This window comes from Paenimyroides aestuarii, assembly GCF_024628805.1.
Taxonomy (GTDB): domain Bacteria; phylum Bacteroidota; class Bacteroidia; order Flavobacteriales; family Flavobacteriaceae; genus Flavobacterium; species Flavobacterium aestuarii_A.
Genome location: NZ_CP102382.1, coordinates 1,242,219 through 1,262,462, shown reverse-complemented (window position 1 = coordinate 1,262,462; position 20,244 = coordinate 1,242,219). Strand labels below are relative to the sequence as shown.

Genomic DNA, 20,244 nt, shown 5'->3' with positions numbered 1-20,244 from the left:
AAAAAACCACTAAAATCCTTCTTTAAATGATTTTTTAACAAAAAAAAGGTTTTTTCGCATTATTAAATACGAATTGTTTATTTTTTATAAAAACAAAAAAGCGGGGAAAAATCCCCGCTTTCTTTGCCTAAAACATAATGTTTTAACTTTTGCTATTATGGTGATAAAATTATCGTTTTACCACTTTTATGAATTGTGATGCTTTTACAGTTTCGACCTTCACTAAATACGTTCCTGAACTTAGGCGCGATAAATCGGTGGTTACTTCAATAGCATTGAACTCATTGCTCATCACTTTTTGCCCAGTTAGGGTAAACACTTCTACCTTGGTAATAGCTTCGTTGTAGCTTATATGCAACGCGCTATCAACCGGGTTTGGATAGTATTTCAAATGGGTTAAGTCTAACTCTTGCGTGCTTACGGTAACTTCTACCGTAACGGCTGTTGGATAACTACCACATCCATTATTACTTACCAAAATTCCGTAGTAAGTAGCCCCTGTTTGCAATAGTGTACTAGGTGATAACTGTCCTACTTGGTCTATCGCATCATCATAGCTTGCAAACCAGCGCACATTTGGTTGATTCATCACTAAATCAGACACTTTGGCTGCAAAAGAGAAACCTTGTGTGGTTTGACCCGTTGGGCTGTTTGGACGTGCGCCTACATTTACAGATACTTGTGTTCTTGCGGAAATACATCCCGAATTTTCTTGGGCAATGTAATATGTTCCTGAGGTAATCACAAAAGTGTCTGCCAAAGGCGTTGTACTTACATTGTCGGTGTACCATAAATAACTGATTGCAGGGGTGTTCAAATCACCGATCTGCGTGCCATCACAAGTTGTGATAGAGGTCATCGTTGGTGCGGTAACATTTACTACTTGAACAGGAACAGCTACGCGTACCGATTCACAATTTCCAATAACTTGCTGTACATAGTAAGTACCGTTTGATACTTGCGTAGTTCCTGACAATGGTATCATTGATTGTAATGAACTGTACCAGTTTAAACTTGCAGAAGGATCTTTTCCTACTACTAAATCATTCAATGTGCGGTTGCCACATACTGTTTGGGCGGTTGCCGTTGGTGCAGGTACTGCTGCCGCTACCGTTACTTGTACTGCTTGGCGTGGGGATTCACACGTTCCTGTTAACGAACTAATGTAATATGTGCCCGTTGCCAATAATTGACTTGCTGGTAACTGCAAAGTACTTGTTGGGCTGCTGTACCATTTTAATTGGGTGTAATTAAACCCGTCTATGGTCATGTTTTGTACACGGGTGTTGCTGCATACATTTAACTGTGTGGTGGTTAACGGGGTTCCTTGGTTCAAAGTGATTTGAACTGCCGTACGTGTACTGCTTTCGCATGTTCCTACGGTTTGTGAGGCATAATAAGTAGTACCATTTGTTAATACGGTTGTTGCAGGCAACAACATACCTCCTGTTGAAGCACTGTACCATTTGATAGTGCTTCCGGTGATTACAACATCTGCCAATGTTGCATTTTGGCCAATACAGAAACTTTGGTTTACTGCCACTGGAGGGTGAACAAACGCTGGCTCTACAATAGTATATGATTCTGTTTTAGAACATCCGTTTGCGTCGGTAATGGTTACCGTATAAGTTCCTGATGATAAATTACTTAAACTTGTACCACTTTGACCATTTGACCATGAATAGCTATAAGGTGCTACAGCACCACTTGCTGAAACGGTAATCGCTCCATCGTTTTGTCCGAAACAACTGATGTTTGTTGCTGTTCCAGTGATTGCCAATGCTGTTGGTTGTGCGATAGAAACACTTGCGGTTGCTTTACATCCGTTGGCATCGGTGATGCTTACCGTATAGTTACCCACGTTTAAGTTGGTTGCCATATTGCTCATCATTCCGTTTGACCATAAGTACGTATATGGTGCGGTTCCCCCGGCTACGCTTACTGTAGCTGTTCCGTCGCTTGCCGCATTACATGTAATGTCGGTTGACTGCGAAATAGTAGCTATTAAAGCGTCAGGCTCGGTGATGGTAAAGTTCTCGGTGATGGTATTTCCTGTGTGGTCGGTTACTAACACACTATACATACCTGCCGAAAGTCCTGTTGCGGTAGCAGCAGTTCCTCCACTTGGTGACCATTGGTACGTGTAAGGTGCATTTCCACCTATTGCTACGATGCTTGCGCTTGCGTCTGATCCGCCATTACAACTTACGTTGGTTTGAGATACAGACTGAGCCATCAATGGGATAGGTTGTGTGATAACAAAATCTTCTGTTGCGGTACAACCATTTGCATCGGTTACTATTGCAGTATATGTTCCTGCGGTTAAGTTTGTGATTGCTGCTGTGGTTGCTCCATTGCTCCACATATAAGTATATGGTGCCGTTCCGCCACTTGCCGCCACAGTTGCTGAACCGTCATTACCTCCAAACATTGAAACGTCGGTTTGTGCAGCGTTTGTTGCTACCAAAACAGTAGGCTCTGTGATAACAAAATCTTCTGTTGCGGTACAGTTGTTCAGATCGGTAATGGTCAACGTATAGGTACCGGGTGTTAAATTGCTTAAACTGGTTCCGGTATCGCCGGTACTCCATAAATAGGTATATGGGAATGTTCCTCCGGTTGGTGCAATGTCTATCGTTGCATCGTTTAAGCCATTACAACTAATGTTGTTTACAACTGCGTTTGAAACTAAAACATCAGGCTCGGTGATAGTAACTGTCTCGGTAGCCGTGCGGCTTAATCCATCGGTTACTGTTACGGTATAAGTACCTGCAGCCAATCCTGTTAAAGTTGGGGTGGTATCTCCAGTATTCCATAAATAGGTTAAAGGTGCTGCGCCACCAGTTACTACAACTGATGCCATTCCCGTAGTTCCACCAAAACAAACATTATTAGATTGTGTGGTAGTAACTGTTGGTGCCGGTATATCTTCATAATAGACATCGTCTATATAAAATTGTGCGTAGCCCGAACCAGAAACTTCTGGAAATGAAAAAGCAAAGTAATCATCTGTTGTAATAGGTAATGGAATTGTAAAAGTTTCCCATCCTGGACTTGCTGATGATAAAGTAATACTCTGTATCAATGTTTTAGTTGCTGTCGAAGTATTTCCATTGATTCTATAAACATCAATTTGTGGGGCATTCGGATAAAAATAATCAAGATAAGCAGAAAAGCGAATCTGTTTTGCACCATTTCCTAAGTTATCCGTTTCAGGAGAAATAATTAAGAAATCACCCGTACCAATATCTCTTGAAATACCGAAACTATTACTACCGGTTTTTGCAATATAAGAACTAGCTCCTGAATACGACCATGTATTTGATATGGTATAAACGCGAGACCAACACTCTGGTAGTGGTCCGGATGTCCAATTGGCAGTTGGCGTTGTTTCAAATCCTTCAAAAAAGTTACCTGTTATTCCGCATAAAGTTCTTGCACGTACTGGCCCATAAAAAGCTGCACTTGGTCCGGTTGCACAAACTTGTTTAATATAAATATCATATTCTGTATTAGCGGTTAAAGTAGATAACGCTTGTGTTAAATTAGTAGTCGTGATAGAAGTTCCTGTTCCTAGAACAAATCCTTTCAATCCATATTCAATTATGTAAGAAGCACCGGTTCCCGTCCACGACAAGTCTATTGCAGTGGAAGATGATGCAACTGCACTAAAATTACACACATAACCACAATTTGCGGTATTAGCTGTAAATCCAAATTGTGCGTTCGGACGGTCCATAGAAGTGCTTGGTCCGGATAAAGAACTACAAACGGTTGTAACATCATCTCTGAAATATCTAACAAATGTTTTTGTGCCAGTCATGCTTGTATAAGTAGATGATGCGTTTCCATTATTTGCCCAATTTGTATTTTGAGCACAAAATTCTACAACGATATTATCACAACCGTTCCACAAGATGGGTGTTGTAAAAGTAAAAGTATTCCAACCAGTTGTTGCCGTATAAGGGCCAAATGTTCCTGAAGCATTTGCTCCATCAAAAAAAGCATCGCTAGACAATGGGTCGGTTTTACTTGTAGTATAAACTTTCACGTTTACATTACTCAAGACAGGTACCGAATTTAAAGCAGTAACATTAAAGGCCACGCTATTTATGTAAGAGTTCGCTGTGGCTCCTGCTGATGAAATTTCAGCTGCCTCATATAAAATTTGAATTTTATTGCCATAATAATAATTGGCAAATACTGCCGGATAACCAGTTGATGAATTGCTACTTGTTCCTGATCCAATTGTCACTGTTTGTGAGTAACCGTTAAAGATCGAAAAAAATATAAGCAATGCAACGAACGCATCCGAAATACGTTTAAAAACGGGCAATAAAGTATTTTTTTGCATTTTTCACATTTTTAAAATTAATAATTATTTTAGGTTCTTAATATTTTGTTAAGAGTAAAAATATGAAAAAAAATTATGAAGAAAATATTTATTTAATGTTTTTTTTCTAAAAAAAATTAAAATTCCCCCTTTCAACTGAAAAAAAGGAGGAACATTCATTTAAAAATTCAAGGTTTTATCTTTTGCGTACTTCACTTCATAACCAAAACGTATCTTTTTTGTTTCGTTGGGTTTTAGGTTAACTTCCCAAGTAAGTTTACCTTTTTCGGCGTCGGTGGTTGCGTTGCCTTTATCGGTAAGGGTAATTTCAATATCGGTATTGCTGCTAATTGGTATTTGGTCTTCTACAACGATACTGATGCTTTCTTTTTTATTGTTTCGAACCGAAATTTCATAAACAAAATCTTGTACTTTACGCGATGACAATGTTTTGGTGCCCGATTTATCGTTGATCAACGTGCGAGTAACCGATATATTTTGATCTTTACCTAAACTCAGTCGCAATTCGTCATCGTTGGCATTTGCGTTTACATAAGTTTTGCCCACATACATTCCTTCAAAAACTACGTTGGCTTCACCTGGCAAAATATTGTAGTCGCCATAGTTTTTCACTTTTGCGATTAAATAGGCATTGGTGTCTAGTTTTGGTGTGGTGATGTAGCTGTAAGTTGCCGGCAACTTGGTGTCTTTTAAAGCTACGCTGTGCTGTTTGCCATTGCTTAAAATAGTGTATGGAATATCAATATCAAACGTGATGTTTAATTGTGATTCGCTGATTTGGGTGTAATCGCTCATTGTAGATTTTCCCACAGCAATATTTAACCCTGGAACTTGCCCTTGTAGGGTTTGAATCATATCTGCATTTGGTCTTCCCTCAATTCTTTTAGAGGTTACTGATGCTACCGAAGCTTCTGACATTTCCTTATTTCGATAAGCATTCGGATAATAATAATCTAAAAACCAAGGTTGCAGTTCGGGTGCAAAGGTGTTTTGATTGGCAGGTCCGCTGGTTAACGATAGTTTTACGTTTTTCCAATCAACGCCTGTGTTTTGTTGCACCTGTGCTTTGTACAGCATTTGTATAGGTTCGTTGATTTTATCAATTCGCATTTCGTAGCTTGGTTGCCACGTGGATTGGTTTGTTAAATACGAAACTTCTAAAGGAATCATACCGGCTGTATTGCTCATTACGTTTATAATGAGCTTGCCCTGACTGGTTTTTTCGGTGGTGGTTTCGTTAAAGGTTAATTTTCCTTTTAAAATATTCAACTCTTCGAACAAGGTTTTTTCTTGATTTTCTAATTTATTGATCGAATTAGCTAGTTCGTTGCGTTTGGTTTTATAAAAGTCTAACAGCTTTGTTAATTCAGCAACCGAAAAATTCTGTGCATTGCTCATTGACTGGTTTTTATCTAACAATTCCACAGATTTTCGCTCGGCAGTTAGTTGATTTTGCAAGGTTTTCAATTCCATTTCTTTCTTGGCAATTTCTTCTTTTACTGGCTTAACTAAGGGCGAATCTTGATTGTTGTCGTATTCTTCAACATAGGCATTGGTAAATTGAACCGACATGACCGTTACATTTTTTGGCACACCAATTTGCACCGTGCTTTCGTTTAGATAGTTGGCTACATTGGTAATTACAATTTCTGATGTACCCGCCGGAATTTGTGCCGATGCCTTATGCTTTAGCTCTGCAGCATTGTTGTAAACACGAGCCGATTGAATTTGCGCTTGTGTAAAAACAGGTTTTTGTGCGCTTGCGGTGATGCTAAAAACAACAGCAACCGGGAATAGGATATTTTTCATAAACAACATTAATTAATTAAAATAATTCTTTTCAAGGATGTTTCCTTTACATATTAAAGAGTATCAAAACACGCAAAAGGTTGGGACAAGGTAGCAAATATTTTTATTTTTTTTAATTGAATAAAAACTTGTATGTAGATAGAACTACAATAATACCTACAAGATTTCTAATTATTTTTTAAGACAAAATGATTTTTAAATTAAAAAATTAAGAGTTTACTAACATTTATAATATCTTTTTTAACAAAAACAGAGCATTTGATTAATTAGTTTCGCATCGAACATTTAAAACAATCTTTTCATGAAAAACTTAAAATTAAAAATGCTTACAGCAGCAATTACATTAACAGCAATTTCTGCTTCGGCACAAGAAGAAAAACCCGAACAAAAAAAATGGAACTTTGGTTTTCATTTAGGAAGCGATCAGTATTTTGCTTCAAAACCTAAGCCAAACCCTCATAATTACAAATTTGAAAATACAAATAGCTATAAACTAGGTGTTTTTACAGAACGCAACCTTAACGAAAAAGAATCTATTTTAATTGGTTTTAACTACAATGTATATTGGTTAAAAAGTTACAGTCAATATAACAATTACTATCCATCTTCTACCAGTAGCATAAATTGGTTTGCCGATTTAGATTTACAGTATAACAGAAACATCGGAAATAATTTTAGATATTTTGCAGGTGCTAATATTTCGTTTCAACGTGGACATAGCAATTATTCGGGTGGCGGATTAGGTAGAGAAGATATATTTAAAACCGAAGGAAAAGCAACCGATTTTAATTTGGGTTTAAACACAGGTATAAAATATGTACTGAACCCAAAGAGTAAATTTAAAATTGAACCTTATGCAATGATTGGTATTAATGCTTTTAAGAAAGACAAAGAAGAATCTATATTTTACCCTAACATTCAGCAAGAAAATTCGTTAAGTAACTTTCAAACCAGATTTGGTATAAACTTTAAATTCTAATAAACAAAAGAGGTCTTTTTTTGACCTCTTTTTCTATTAAAACAATGCCGAAACCAGCTCTTCTATTTTTGACACCAACACTATTTGTATGTTTTTTGATGAATAGGTGATTTTGTTATATTTTGATACAAATATTTTAGCAAAACCTAATTTTTCGGCTTCCTGAATGCGTTGATCTACCCGATTTACCGGACGAATTTCACCTGATAATCCCACTTCGCCCGCAAAACAAATATCTTTTGAAATGGCATCATCTTCGTTTGATGATAAAATCGAAGCTACAACCGCTAAATCAATCGCCGGGTCATCAACCGAAATACCACCGGTAATGTTTAAAAACACGTCTTTCATCCCTAAACGAAAACCCGCCCGCTTTTCCAATACTGCCAAAATCATGTTCAAGCGTTTTAAGTTGTAACCAGTGGCGCTGCGCTGTGGTGTGCCGTAAACCGCAGTGCTTACCAATGCCTGAATTTCAATCATTAACGGACGCATGCCTTCTAAAGTTGATGCAATCGCCGTCCCAGATAATTCTTCTTCTCTGTTCGATAATAATATTTCAGACGGATTGGAAACTTCGCGCAAACCCGACCCCAACATTTCATAAATTCCTAATTCGGCAGTTGATCCAAAACGATTTTTTAAGGCACGTAGAATTCGGTACACATGATTTCTATCGCCCTCAAACTGCAACACGGTATCCACCATGTGTTCTAAAATTTTGGGTCCGGCAATGTTTCCATCTTTTGTGATATGACCAATTAAAATGACTGGTGTTGCTGTTTCTTTTGCAAACTTAATGAGTTCGGCAGTGGTTTCTTTTATCTGAGAGATGCTTCCTGCCGAGGCCTCGATATAATCGGTATGCAAGGTTTGTATCGAATCGATAATCAATACATCGGGAGCAACAGTTTCAACCTGCTTAAAAATTTGTTGGGTGTTGGTTTCGGTTAAAATATAACACGAATTGTTGTTTGGATTGATGCGTTCGGCACGCATTTTTATTTGTTTTTGGCTTTCTTCGCCCGAAACATACAGCACTTTATAAGGCAATTTTAACGACAATTGCAGCAGCAAAGTACTTTTACCAATGCCGGGTTCGCCGCCCAATAAAATCATAGATCCGGGAACAATACCTCCGCCTAAAACTCGGTTTAATTCCTGATCCAACGTGTTTAAACGAATTTCTTGGGTGCTGTCTATTTCATTGATTAACAATGGTTTTGCTGCGCGTTTAATTCCTGCGGAAGATTTGGTTTGCCACGCCACTTTTTCTTCTTTCTGAATTATTTCTTCCACAATAGTATTCCATTGTTTGCAAGCAGTACATTGCCCTAACCATTTAGCGAATTGCGTACCACAAGATGAGCAGAAAAATGCTGTTTTTACTTTTGCCATTTTTTTAGCTTTAAGTTTTAAGCCGTAAGCTATAAGCACTAACTTAAAACTATTAAAAAACGAATTTACAAATTATTTGGGTTTGTTAACGACATATTTTGACATGAAAAATAAGGGAATTTCAAGTAAAAGTATTATTGCACCTTCAGCTGTTCAATATTTTCAAGTGCTTGATATTTCGTTTCTTCGTCACCGTACTTTGCTACTAATTCGTAATATTTAATAGCATTCAATTTTTCACCTTTCATTTTGTAGGCCTGAGCAATATTGTTTAAAACGATATAATCCTGTGGACTGATCTGCTCTGCATTTTTTAGATTATAGATAGCTTTATCATAATTTTTCATCAACAAAAACGCGATGGCTGTAGTTGATAAGATTTCCACATTTTTTGGATAATATTTAAGTGTAGTTTCTCCTATTGTAATCATATTTGGGAGTAAATTATCGTTTTCAGTATCATATAATTGTACTAAATATGATTGCACAGTTTCAAGCAAAACACGTTCTCCGTCTTCATTCTTTAAGTCTTCTGTCCACAACCATTCATTATTATTAATCACTGAATATTCAACGGTCTCAACAATTGTTTTCGTGAAGTTTGCATAGTCTTCTATTTTACCATATGCATAAATTTTACCAAATCTCATATCTAATCTATTGGGAAATTTGCGTATTCCTTCATCAATGGCTACAAATGCTTTGTCTAGCTTTTCTTTATTATACGATACGTTAGAAGTGAGATACCCAGCTACATTTCCTAAACTATCTATTATTTCATAAGAATTTTCATCTACAATATTTTGTTGCAAAGAGACAAATTCATTTTTACTCACAGAAAAGTAGTAATTAAATTCTGACGTATAAAGTTCTGGATCATTAGCATTCGATTTTCGCCAGTCTATCAGTAGTTTTTGTAACTCAATTGTATCATTTTGATTGAAAAGGAGTTTAAACTTATCATATTTATTTTGTCCCAAAGAAATCGAAGAAAAAAGTATTGAAGTAAACAGCATGAAGATGCAACGCATAAGTAATATTTTTATGTTTAAAGTTATCAAACATAGAAAGAAAACAAATAATTAAAAAAATTTGACTACAATTTCCCCTTATTAACAATCGGTAACAATAAAAAAGACAAGCCACCTAACACAATCACCAAAACGGTTTGTGTGGTCCATAAAATCCAGCCGAAAGCGGTTCCGGCGGTTAGTGAGATGCCGTAAAGTGCCAATATTTTTGCAATAAGCAAGGGGAATGCTCCAAAACCACCGTTGGTAAAACTAATGGTTAAACTGCCCACTACAAATGCAACCATTACAATCCCTAACGATATTTCGCTGGTTTCGGGCAAGGCTTTTGTTCCAAAATAAAACGTAAGTACAAAACCAATCCAAATAATGATTGTGTGTAGAAGAAACGGCACACGATGCGGCATTTTAAAAATACTTAAAACACCTTCTGCCAATCCGCTGATTTTTTTTCGGATAAAAACAAAGATTTTCCAGTTGGATGTATAAAGCAAATACAAACCAATAATTGCAACTATTGCAAGAACACCACCAATAACAACCAATTGCTTAACAGGAATTTGCTGTGCAATAAAACCGGTTAGCTGTTTGTATTGCAACAGCAATGCGGTGGCCACAAAAAGCAAGAGAAAAACCAAATCTATGATGCGCTCTGCAATGATGGTTCCAAAACCTTTATCGAACGGAATGTTATCGTATTTCTGCAAAACAGCTGCCCGAGATAGTTCGCCCGAACGAGGAATGGTTAAATTTAAAAGGTATCCAACAGAAATCGCCATGAAATTATTCCAAAAACCCGATTGATAACCCATGTACTGCAAACTATACTTCCACCGATAAGCACGCGATGCATGGCTTATCTTCATAAAAAGCAACGACAAACCAATGTAAAAGTAATCGGCAGCTGCAAAATAGCTTTTCATTTCGGTGATTTGTGCAGGCGTAAATTGGTTATAGGCGTAATAAACCAAAAAAACTCCCAGCAAAAGTGGGAGTGAAATATTTAGTATTTTTTTTAGCGATTTCAAGCGTTTATTTCAGTGAATTATTTTCTTCGTTTGGAAAAATAACCCAAGGTTTAAACGTTTTAGCGTCTTCAAAAGGCATCAAGGCATAGGTGATTACAATAATAATATCGTCTTTTTGTACCCGGCGCGCTGCAGGTCCGTTGAGTGTAATTTCGCCGCTGTTTCTTGGACCAGGAATGGCATAGGTTTCAAAACGTTCGCCATTATTGATGTTCACAATGGTTACTTTTTCACCTTCAATAATATTTGCAGCTTCCATTAAAGCAATATCAATCGTAATACTGCCAATATAATTCAAATCGGCACCTGTTACTTTAACACGGTGGATTTTAGATTTTAAAACTTCTATTTGCATGGCGCAAAGTTATAAATTTTTAATTTAATGCAATGTTATCAATTAACCGAATACCTTCAACGTGCACCACAATAAAAGCGCGGTATTTTGTATGGGCGGTTTTCTGGGTAGCGGTTTTTAGTGAAACTTCATCTGCTATCACAAAATATTCCAAGTCAAAATCAGCTTCGTTGGCAAAAGTTTCTTTTACAAATTGTTCGGCTTGCACAATATCTTTTTCAATAAAGAGGCTTTTTGCAGTGTGGAGTGTTTTATAAATCACCGCCGCTTTTTCTTTGGCTTGGGCAGACAATCGTTCGTTTCTTGAGCTCATTGCCAAACCATTTGCTTCGCGAAAGATGGGGCAACCAATCACGTTGATATTCATCTTATTTTTCTCAACCATTTTGCGGATAATTTGCAACTGCTGAAAATCTTTTTCGCCAAAGTAAGCATTGTTGGGCTGCACAATTTCAAACAATTTCTTCACGATGGTTCCCACGCCGTTAAAATGCCCCGGGCGGTTACTGCCTTCCATTTCATTGTCTAAACCATCATAATCAAAACTTTTGGCTACGGTATTTCCTTCATAAATATCATCAACACTAGGTGCGTAAACAATAATTTTATCCGACAATGTTTCTAAAAGCGCCACATCTCTGTCTAAAGTTCGGGGATATTTTGCCAAATCTTCGGCATTGTTGAATTGGGTGGGATTAACAAAAATACTTACCACTGCCACATCGTTTTCGGACAAAGCTTGTTGCAACAAAGACAAATGCCCATTGTGCAAAGCACCCATTGTGGGAACAAAACCAATTGTTTGCAACGCTTGTTTTAAGGGTTGCAAGTACTGTGATAACTGGCTTTGTGCATGAAATACCTTCATGGTTTAAAAAGTTTAGTGCTTGCAAAATTAGCACATTCCTTAACATCGTAACACATTTTTTCGTAATTTTGCTTTTTAAAAAGCATTTTAAATTTAATTAAAGAAGAATGAAAGACAAGAGGATATTATATGTATCATCTGAAGTAGTGCCTTATTTACCTGAAAATGAAGTTTCACAAGCTTCGTTCGACACTCCAAAAATGATTAATGATTTAGGCGGGCAAATCCGTATTTTTATGCCAAGATACGGTAGCATCAATGAAAGAAGACATCAATTGCACGAAGTGATTAGGCTTTCGGGTATGAATTTGGTTATTAATGACATGGATATGCCTTTAATTATTAAAGTTGCTTCGATACCAAAGGAACGCATTCAGGTTTATTTTATTGATAACGATGATTATTTTAAACGCAAAGGTACTTTTGGCGATGAAGAGGAAACATTGTATGAGGATAACGATGAACGCGCTATTTTCTTTGTGAAAGGTGTTGTTGAAACCATTAAAAAGTTAAATTGGGTACCCGATGTGATACATGTACAAGGGTGGATGGCATCTCTACTGCCGCTTTATATGAAAAAATATTATAACGATGAGGATATCTTCACCGATACAAAAATCATTACATCTGTTTTTTCATCTGGATTTGAAGGTAAATTATCAAAAAACATGTTTGAAAAAGTGGCTTTTGATGAATTTAACAAGAAAGATATTACTGCCTTAAAGGATGCAACTTACACCAATATCATGAAAAATGCTATTGATCACTCTGATGGTATTGTGATTTCTTCGGAAGACATTTCAGAAGATTTAACAAATTATATACAAAGTTCAAATAAACCTTTCTTACCTTTCAACGCAAAAGAAAAAATGAAGGATTTCTATCCCGAATTTTATCTTCAAAAGGTTTAATTTAGTGCATTTATGAGAAGAAAATCGATCGCGCAATTTGTAGTACTTTCGGTACTATCTGTTACGGCAATCTCGTGCGAGCAAGACTTTACCGAAATGGGAGCTGAAGTTATAGACAGCGACCAATTTGGTTTTGAAAAATACCTTGTTCAAAATATTGAAACCACAAACAGCGAAGCAGGTATTGCCAACACCCGCAATTTGCCTTTAAACAATTTAGGCGTTTACACTCACAGTGCATTTGGAAAAACAACAGCACACTTTGTAACGCAAATTGAAATGAAAAACAACAGCGATTTAACATCGTTTGGTGAAAATCCGGTGCTGGATTCGGTGTATGTATATATTCCGTTTACCAGTTCAGTTTCTGCAACCGATTCAGACGGAAATCGTTCGTTCAATGTTTCAGATGTGTATGGCAATGGTAAATTTACATTGAATGTTTACGAAAACGGATACTTTCTGCGAACAACCGACCCGAATAATAATTTTGAAACGCAATTTTATTATGCAGATGAAAAAAATATATTCGACCAAAATAAAAAAGGATTAGCTGGAAGCAATCGTTTGAACAATTCTACCAATACAGCACAAAATACCGAATTTGCTTTTAACAAAAACGAGATTAAACTATATGCTTATAATGCAGACGGAACCCCACAAATGGTTGATGGTAAGCAAAAAGTAAAAGAACGTTTGGCGCCAGGGGTTTGGTTAGATCTAGACAAGAATTATTTTCAAGAAAAATTCTTTGCAAACAATAAATACAAATCCTTATTAAATAACGGACTTTTAAAAGAATATTTCCGTGGGTTGTATTTTGAAGTGGAAGATAATTTCAGCCAAAATGCATTGGCACAATTGAACTTAAGCCGCGGAAAAGTAGTTTTCGTTTATAAACAAGACGGTGAAATAGACGCCAACACCAATCAGCCAAAACGCGAACGCAAAACGTATGAGTTTCGTATTGGTTATGATGATAAACAATCTGCTCCGATAACAGCAACCACCGTGAATTTATTAGAAAACAATTTCGATTTAGATAATAATTCGGTAGGAAATCTGTGGATAAAAGGCGGCGGAAACAGCACATTTGCAACTCTTTCGCTATTTGGAAACGACGCCGATGGCAGCGGAAAAGCAGATGAATTAGAAACTATTATCAACAATAAATGGTTGGTGAATCAGGCATTGCTCACCTTATATGTGGATCATTCTGCAATGGGATTAGATACCATCGCAGTGCCCAAACAACTGTATTTGTATGATTACAAAAACAACAAAGTAATTGCCGATTATTTAAGCGATACATCAACTACCGGAAAACCAATTTTTGGTGGATTCTTAAACAAAACAAACAAATCGGTACACAAATACCAATTTAGAATAACAGATCACATCAACAATTTAATAACAAAAGATTCTACCAATGTACCTTTAGGATTGGTTGTTGCAAGCGACATTTCGTTAACAGCAATGAATCCATTAAAAGCTACAACGAAAACAATACCCTTAACCGCTACTATGAATCCGTTTGGAACAATTATTCACGGGCCAAATGCATCAAACAGCGATTTAAAAATGAGATTGGAAATTTATTACACTAAAGAAAATTAATTATGTGTGGCATTGTAGGTTATATAGGCACAAAAGATGCTTATCCAATAATAATAAAAGGTTTAAAGCGATTGGAATACCGCGGATATGATAGTGCTGGAGTGGCATTGTTTAACGGCGAACAATTCATAGCAAGCAAAACCAAAGGCAAAGTTTCTGATTTGGAAGAAAGAGCCCAAGCAGAAAATACTCTAAAAGGGTCAATGGGAATTGGTCATACACGTTGGGCAACACACGGAGTGCCAAACGATGTAAACTCTCATCCTCACTTTTCAAACTCAGGCGAGTTGGTGATTATTCACAATGGTATCATTGAAAATTACGAGCCATTAAAACAAGAATTAATCAATCGTGGTTATACCTTTAAATCGGATACCGATACCGAAGTTTTGGTGAATCTTATCGAAGATATTCAAAGAAACAAAGGCTTAAAGTTAGGAAAAGCCGTGCAAGTAGCATTGAATCAAGTAATTGGTGCCTATGCAATTTGTGTGATGGATATTAAAAAACCCAATGAAATTGTAGCAGCTCGTTTGGGCAGTCCGTTGGCAATTGGTATTGGCGAAGGTGAATATTTTGTGGCATCTGATGCTTCTCCGTTTATTGAATACACCAACAATGCGATTTATTTGGAAGACGAAGAAATGGCAATTATTCGTTTACACAAACCTATCAAAATCCGAAAAATTAAGTCAGATAGCGAAGTAAGTCCTTATATTCAAGAGTTGCAATTGAACCTAGAGCAAATTGAAAAAGGAGGTTACGATCATTTCATGTTAAAAGAAATTTACGAACAACCACAAGTTATTCGTGACACGTTCCGCGGGCGTTTGCTAAGCGACCAAGGATTGATCAAAATGGCAGGAATTGAAGATAACTTAGCAAAATTCATCAACGCAAAACGCATTATTATTGTGGCTTGCGGCACATCATGGCACGCTGCACAAGTCGCAGAATACATGATTGAAGAATTTGCACGCATCCCTGTGGAAGTGGAATATGCATCAGAATTTAGATACCGAAATCCTATCATCCATACAGACGATGTGGTACTTGCCATTTCACAATCGGGTGAAACGGCTGATACCTTGGCTGCTATAAAATTAGCTAAAGAAAAAGGAGCGTTTGTATTTGGCGTTTGTAACGTAGTTGGATCGTCCATTTCTCGTGAAACACATGCAGGTGCTTACACACACGCCGGTCCTGAAATTGGTGTGGCGTCAACAAAAGCTTTCACTACACAAATTACCGTTTTGGCTTTAATTGCATTGCGTTTGGCAAAAGCAAAAGGAACCATGTCGCAACCCGATTATTTAAGAAACTTAATAGAATTAGAACTGATTCCTGAAAAAGTACAAGAAGCTTTATTGGAAAATGATCGTATTTTGGAAATTGCACATATTTATAAAGATGCAGCCAATTGCTTATTTTTAGGTCGCGGGTTTAATTTCCCCGTAGCTTTAGAAGGTGCTTTAAAATTAAAGGAAATTTCATACATTCATGCAGAAGGGTATCCGGCTGCCGAAATGAAACACGGCCCTATTGCTTTGATCGACGAAAACATGCCGGTTATTGTAATTGCGCCACAGCAAAACCACTATGATAAAGTGGTGAGCAATATACAAGAAATAAAAGCCCGCAGCGGAAAAATTATTGCATTGGTATCAAAAGGAGATCAACAAGTTCGCAATTTAGCAGATCACATCATTGAAATGCCTCATTCAACCGAGGCTTTAACTTCGATTATTGCGACTATACCTTTGCAATTACTATCGTATCACGTAGCTGTTTTACGCGGTACCAACGTAGATCAACCTAGAAATTTAGCCAAATCGGTTACTGTTGAATAAAGTAAAAAAAAACTTGTTTTTTTTAAAAAAACATTTTACCTTTACAAAAGAAGCTTATCTCTTCCCAAAAGAATAAGTTTTTTCATAAGTGTTTTTTTTGGTTAATATTAAGTGGATTTGTCTTTGGCAAATCCACTTTCTTATTTTGTTTGGGTGGGGGAATTTAGGAATTCATTATCTTTTTGCAGATGAAAGTTATAAACACCTTCGTTGACGCATAGCTTCACAACTCTAAATCATCATAGACCCACAAATTCCTAAGCCAATCAATAGGTATAGACCGGCCAAAATAAACAGCACTTTGGCTGCTTTGGCTGATTTGAATTTCACGATCACCCCAATAAGGGCAAGTACAATGGGCGGACCAAACATTACCAGGAATATTATGGCAACAAGTCCATCTAGGTTCACTTCTAAAAAGGTCATCTCTTATAATTTTGTTTCGTTTTGTAATGCTTTTAATCGTTCTATTTTATCATCTCTATAAAAAAGATTCATAGTTTCGAAAGGAATGATGGTATTATCCTTATTTACGATATGTACACATGATTTTTTTATGGCTCTCACATCAAAATTATGGGCGTCTATAAACTGCATAATAATGATTCTAAACAAATTGTCATAGCCAAGGTTGGGTGCTTCTACAAACGGCAAACAACAAAGCAATTGGTGCAACTTATCAGATGCTTTGTCGGTAGAAGTTCCAGTACTAAAAATTTCAAACATTTTTTGATGCAGCGCTTCATCTTGCTCATATACAATCGTGTTTTTACTATTGTCTAGCAAATCGGTTGGGTTGATGTAGCGGGTGAGCGGTAGGTTGTTTCCCTCTAGTTTCAGCACATATCCCATGGCCAAAGCATCTGGATTACACGGGACAGGAATGATATCATCTGGACTGAAAATGGTTGATTGTTCTAATATTTTCCTTCTGACCTCGGTGAGCGTAATTCGGTCGGTTTCATGGTTGAAATTATCCAATCTACCCGCAATTTGTGTGGGTTGAAATGTGACACCTCGCACACATTTTTGCTTTAGAGCATAGTCAATTATTTCGCCCATTTCATCATCGTTCAATCCTTTTTGCAGCGTGACAACCAAGGTGGTAGAAAGGTTGAGCTCATTGAGATGTTCCAAGGCTTTTTCTCGGATTTTCTTTAAATTGGCACCCCGCAATTGATACAAGGCTTCTTCTTTGAATGAGTCAAATTGCAAGTAAATTTCAAAGTCGGGTGCATAGGACTTTAGGCGTTTGGCAAAATCAAAATCTTTGGCAATTAAAAGTCCATTGGTGTTTACCATCAAGTGTTTAATGGGCAAGGATTTAGCATAATCCAAAATTTCAAAAAATTGAGGATGCAGTGTTGGTTCGCCTCCGCTTATTTGCACCACATCTGGCTCTTTTTCATTCGCAACAATGGTGTCTAACATGGTTTTAACTTCCGCTAGGGTTCTATGCCTTCCGTATGTGGGTGAAGAACCTGCATAGCAAGTGGGACAGGTTAAATTGCAACGATCCGTAATTTCAATAATCGTTAGACAAGAGTGCTGCTCATGGTCTGGGCAAAGACCACAATCATATGGGCAACCATAATGCGTTTTGGTATTGAATTTATATGGCGTTTCTGAAGGCTTGTTATAGTTTCTGATGTTTTTATAATAGGGGATATCGTCTGCAATGAGCACGCGCGAATTTCCATGTTCTGGACATCTTTTGAGCATATACACCTTTTCGTCTTCAAACACAATTTTGGCATCAATACGTTTTAAACATTCAGGACACAAACTGATGGTATAATCGTAATAAGTATATTTTCTAGTAGGCATTTTTAATTAATTTTTTTAAGGTTGGTGCATAATAAATCCAGCAAATGACACAAAGCCATTGAATGCTGCTGAGTCCAAATACATAGAACACATTTGGTTTCAGGAATTCAATCCCAAAGCGAAATCCAAAGTAGGCAATCATAAATAATTGGAATAATAATCCGTTTTTTCTTTTCGTAAAATTGGATATTTTTTGAAGGAAAAAGACCAAAAATAGCAAGAAAATAATTTCATACAAAGCAATTGGATGCCGAGACAAACCATCACCTAAATTCATCCCCAAAAAGAAATGAGTTTCTTTGCCATAGGTAAATTCGTTGGTTCCGCTCAAAAAACAACCGATTCGGCCAATGATAATTCCCAAAATGATGGGATAGGTAAATAAATCGCCCGATGATTTTTTTTCATGAATGATTTTCTTTGCCAATTCCACGCCCAAAAGTCCACCAAACAAACCGCCCATAATGGTTTTTGTATTCAGCAATTGCAATAGATTATCGGCACTGACGGCAATCATAGGATTTTCTAAAAACCCGAAAAATCTTGACCCCAAAAAAGCACCAAAAATTGCCCCTAAAATGATAGACAGTCGGTTTTTGCTAGAGATGCTATCCGGTTTGTGTTTGCGCAAATAAACATAAAACCTGAACGCAATAAAAAACGCCAGATACTCCAGGATTAGATGCACATTGAGTTTTATCCCAAAAACGGTGGGTTCAAACGGTAAGGTCAATAGGTTTTATTTGAATTATATTTTACTAAAGTAACATAAAAAATTGAATGGATAGGAAGTTTTTTTAGGCTTTATTTTTACAAAAACTCCATTTAATTTTAAAACAAAAAATCTGGAATACGCTGCTTTAGTAAAGCATTTGATTTTTTAAAAAAAAAGCAAATTAATTATTACTATTCCGAAAAGAGAATATTAGCTGACATATTTTTATAGTTTGGTTTTCTTTCCTTTTCCGTCAAGTTTATATTCAATTCCGTTTTCAATTAGTAATCCTTTTGTTTTTTCGGAGTTCTTTTCTTTTCCGTGTTTTAAATCAATATCAATGATTTTTCCATTAAAATCTTTTGTGATGTCGTCAACTACAGAATGACCGAAAACCATTTTTTTTGCTTGATAAAATGAAAGGATTTTGTCTAATTCGTTTTCCGTTATTTTATCGTAATATTTGTAGTCCATCGCTAATCCACGATACCAAAATATCCCTTCTCGTCCTATTAGAAAATTTGCTTTTTCATCTTTTTCGGGTTTGTTGTATAAATCTTTATCCCAGTTATTTCTTGCAATTTCATTGATTTGAGAAAAAGTAAGGTTAAAATCTAAAATTTTAGGACTTAATCCTGCGTGAACGAAAATATAATCTCCGATTTTCTCAATTCCGTTTTTGGAATGCAACCATTTTCCAAGTTCTGTTTTGTCAGAATACATAAAACTAACTGCATTTTTATTGTTTTCCTTCTCATAAATGAGTTTAGCAACTTTTACATACTTTCTGTCGTTGTATTTATACCTACCTTGAAAATTTAATAATTCGTGGTTTCCTAAAATATAATGAACTTTGCCACCTTGTTTTTCTGCCTGTTCTTCCAATTTGTAAATCAACCAGAGAACCGGAACAACATTGTTCCCTCTATCCACAAAATCGCCAACTAAAACCAAATGTCCATTTCCAAATATCCAATTGAAATTTTTGTCAATAACCTGATTGTTCTGTAGGAAACTTGAAAATCCGTCAAAATTTCCTTCTACATCAGAAATTGCAATTAATTTTTCGGGAGTTTCGTATAGAAACGGATTTCGTGTTATTGTATCTTTTTTGGTAAAATAGAATCTGTCTAAATCGTTATTATTTACTTGAACGAGAATAGAATCTGAATTTTTAAAAGTCTTTTTGATTAAATTATTAGTTGAATCAACCCGATAAATTGATGAGTTGACTAAATAAGGCCCATCTATTCCGTCAAGTTCATATTTTTCTTGTTGGTTAATAAATATTCCAAAATCTCTGTCTTTTTGAAAGAGAGCCCGTAGTCCAGACCAATTGTCATAGGTTCCATCTTGATGTTCCACACGAAAACCAATAATTAGAAGTAAAAGAAAAATTAAACCTATAAAAATTAGTATTCCGCGAAAGATGAATTTTAAAATTTTCTTTATTGACAGTTGTTTCATTAATATCCAAAGGTTTACAAATTGGCTTTTTCTAG

At 36.3% G+C, this 20,244-nt stretch carries 15 protein-coding genes; 4 read left to right on the top strand and 11 right to left on the bottom strand.

Annotation, left to right across the window (positions count from 1 at the left end):
* Positions 1-169: 169 nt before the first annotated feature.
* Both NPX36_RS05990 and NPX36_RS05985 read right to left on the bottom strand, forming a co-directional pair.
* Positions 170-4,354 carry an Ig-like domain-containing protein gene (locus tag NPX36_RS05990; RefSeq protein ID WP_257500506.1) on the bottom strand — a complete coding sequence of 1,395 codons (4,185 nt, stop codon included), beginning with the start codon at positions 4,352-4,354 and terminating at the stop codon, positions 170-172.
* 159 nt (positions 4,355-4,513) lie between these two features.
* Positions 4,514-6,163 (bottom strand): DUF4139 domain-containing protein, encoded by a 1,650-nt coding sequence (locus NPX36_RS05985; protein ID WP_257500505.1) that lies wholly within the window; start codon positions 6,161-6,163, stop codon positions 4,514-4,516.
* 301 nt (positions 6,164-6,464) lie between these two features.
* Between NPX36_RS05985 and NPX36_RS05980 the strand changes: the two genes are divergently transcribed.
* A complete protein-coding gene (locus NPX36_RS05980; protein ID WP_257500504.1) occupies positions 6,465-7,142 on the top strand; it encodes a porin family protein in 678 nt (225 codons plus the stop codon).
* A gap of 36 nt (positions 7,143-7,178) precedes the next feature.
* Here NPX36_RS05980 and radA read toward each other — a convergent pair whose 3' ends face one another.
* The 5 genes from radA to panC form a co-directional block, all read right to left on the bottom strand.
* The gene (gene radA, locus NPX36_RS05975; RefSeq protein WP_257500503.1) at positions 7,179-8,540 is read right to left on the bottom strand and encodes a DNA repair protein RadA; all 1,362 of its coding nucleotides are present in this window, start codon (positions 8,538-8,540) and stop codon (positions 7,179-7,181) included.
* Between the two features lie 134 nt (positions 8,541-8,674).
* Positions 8,675-9,571, bottom strand: coding sequence for a tetratricopeptide repeat protein (locus NPX36_RS05970; protein ID WP_257500502.1), 897 nt, complete (start codon positions 9,569-9,571; stop codon positions 8,675-8,677).
* Positions 9,572-9,636: 65 nt separating this feature from the next.
* Positions 9,637-10,557: a YbhN family protein gene (locus tag NPX36_RS05965; protein ID WP_397376465.1), complete on the bottom strand. Its 921-nt coding sequence runs from the start codon at positions 10,555-10,557 to the stop codon at positions 9,637-9,639.
* A gap of 46 nt (positions 10,558-10,603) precedes the next feature.
* Positions 10,604-10,954 (bottom strand): aspartate 1-decarboxylase, encoded by a 351-nt coding sequence (panD, locus tag NPX36_RS05960; RefSeq protein WP_257500500.1) that lies wholly within the window; start codon positions 10,952-10,954, stop codon positions 10,604-10,606.
* A 19-nt stretch (positions 10,955-10,973) separates the two neighbouring features.
* Positions 10,974-11,822 carry a pantoate--beta-alanine ligase gene (gene panC / locus NPX36_RS05955; RefSeq protein ID WP_257500499.1) on the bottom strand — a complete coding sequence of 283 codons (849 nt, stop codon included), beginning with the start codon at positions 11,820-11,822 and terminating at the stop codon, positions 10,974-10,976.
* A 107-nt stretch (positions 11,823-11,929) separates the two neighbouring features.
* Between panC and NPX36_RS05950 the strand changes: the two genes are divergently transcribed.
* From NPX36_RS05950 to glmS, 3 genes are read left to right on the top strand one after another with little or no spacing between them, the layout of a single operon-like run.
* On the top strand, positions 11,930-12,733 hold the full coding sequence (locus NPX36_RS05950) for a glycogen/starch synthase (protein WP_257500498.1): 804 nt from the start codon (positions 11,930-11,932) through the stop codon (positions 12,731-12,733).
* Between the two features lie 12 nt (positions 12,734-12,745).
* The gene (locus tag NPX36_RS05945) at positions 12,746-14,350 is read left to right on the top strand and encodes a DUF4270 domain-containing protein (RefSeq protein ID WP_257500497.1); all 1,605 of its coding nucleotides are present in this window, start codon (positions 12,746-12,748) and stop codon (positions 14,348-14,350) included.
* A 2-nt stretch (positions 14,351-14,352) separates the two neighbouring features.
* Complete coding sequence (gene glmS, locus NPX36_RS05940; RefSeq protein WP_257500496.1) at positions 14,353-16,200, top strand: glutamine--fructose-6-phosphate transaminase (isomerizing); 1,848 nt, start codon at positions 14,353-14,355, stop codon at positions 16,198-16,200.
* A gap of 231 nt (positions 16,201-16,431) precedes the next feature.
* On the opposite strand, the gene NPX36_RS05935 is transcribed toward glmS, so the two are convergent.
* The 4 genes from NPX36_RS05935 to NPX36_RS05920 all read right to left on the bottom strand — a co-directional run bounded on the left by NPX36_RS05935 (position 16,432) and on the right by NPX36_RS05920 (position 20,209).
* Complete coding sequence (locus tag NPX36_RS05935; protein WP_257500495.1) at positions 16,432-16,626, bottom strand: hypothetical protein; 195 nt, start codon at positions 16,624-16,626, stop codon at positions 16,432-16,434.
* Positions 16,627-16,629: 3 nt separating this feature from the next.
* Positions 16,630-18,027: a radical SAM protein gene (locus tag NPX36_RS05930; RefSeq protein WP_257500494.1), complete on the bottom strand. Its 1,398-nt coding sequence runs from the start codon at positions 18,025-18,027 to the stop codon at positions 16,630-16,632.
* The gene (locus NPX36_RS05925) at positions 18,017-18,715 is read right to left on the bottom strand and encodes a prolipoprotein diacylglyceryl transferase (protein WP_257500493.1); all 699 of its coding nucleotides are present in this window, start codon (positions 18,713-18,715) and stop codon (positions 18,017-18,019) included. Before NPX36_RS05925 ends, NPX36_RS05930 begins: the two co-directional genes overlap by 11 nt.
* A gap of 252 nt (positions 18,716-18,967) precedes the next feature.
* Complete coding sequence (locus NPX36_RS05920) at positions 18,968-20,209, bottom strand: metallophosphoesterase (protein WP_257500492.1); 1,242 nt, start codon at positions 20,207-20,209, stop codon at positions 18,968-18,970.
* Positions 20,210-20,244 lie beyond the last annotated feature (35 nt).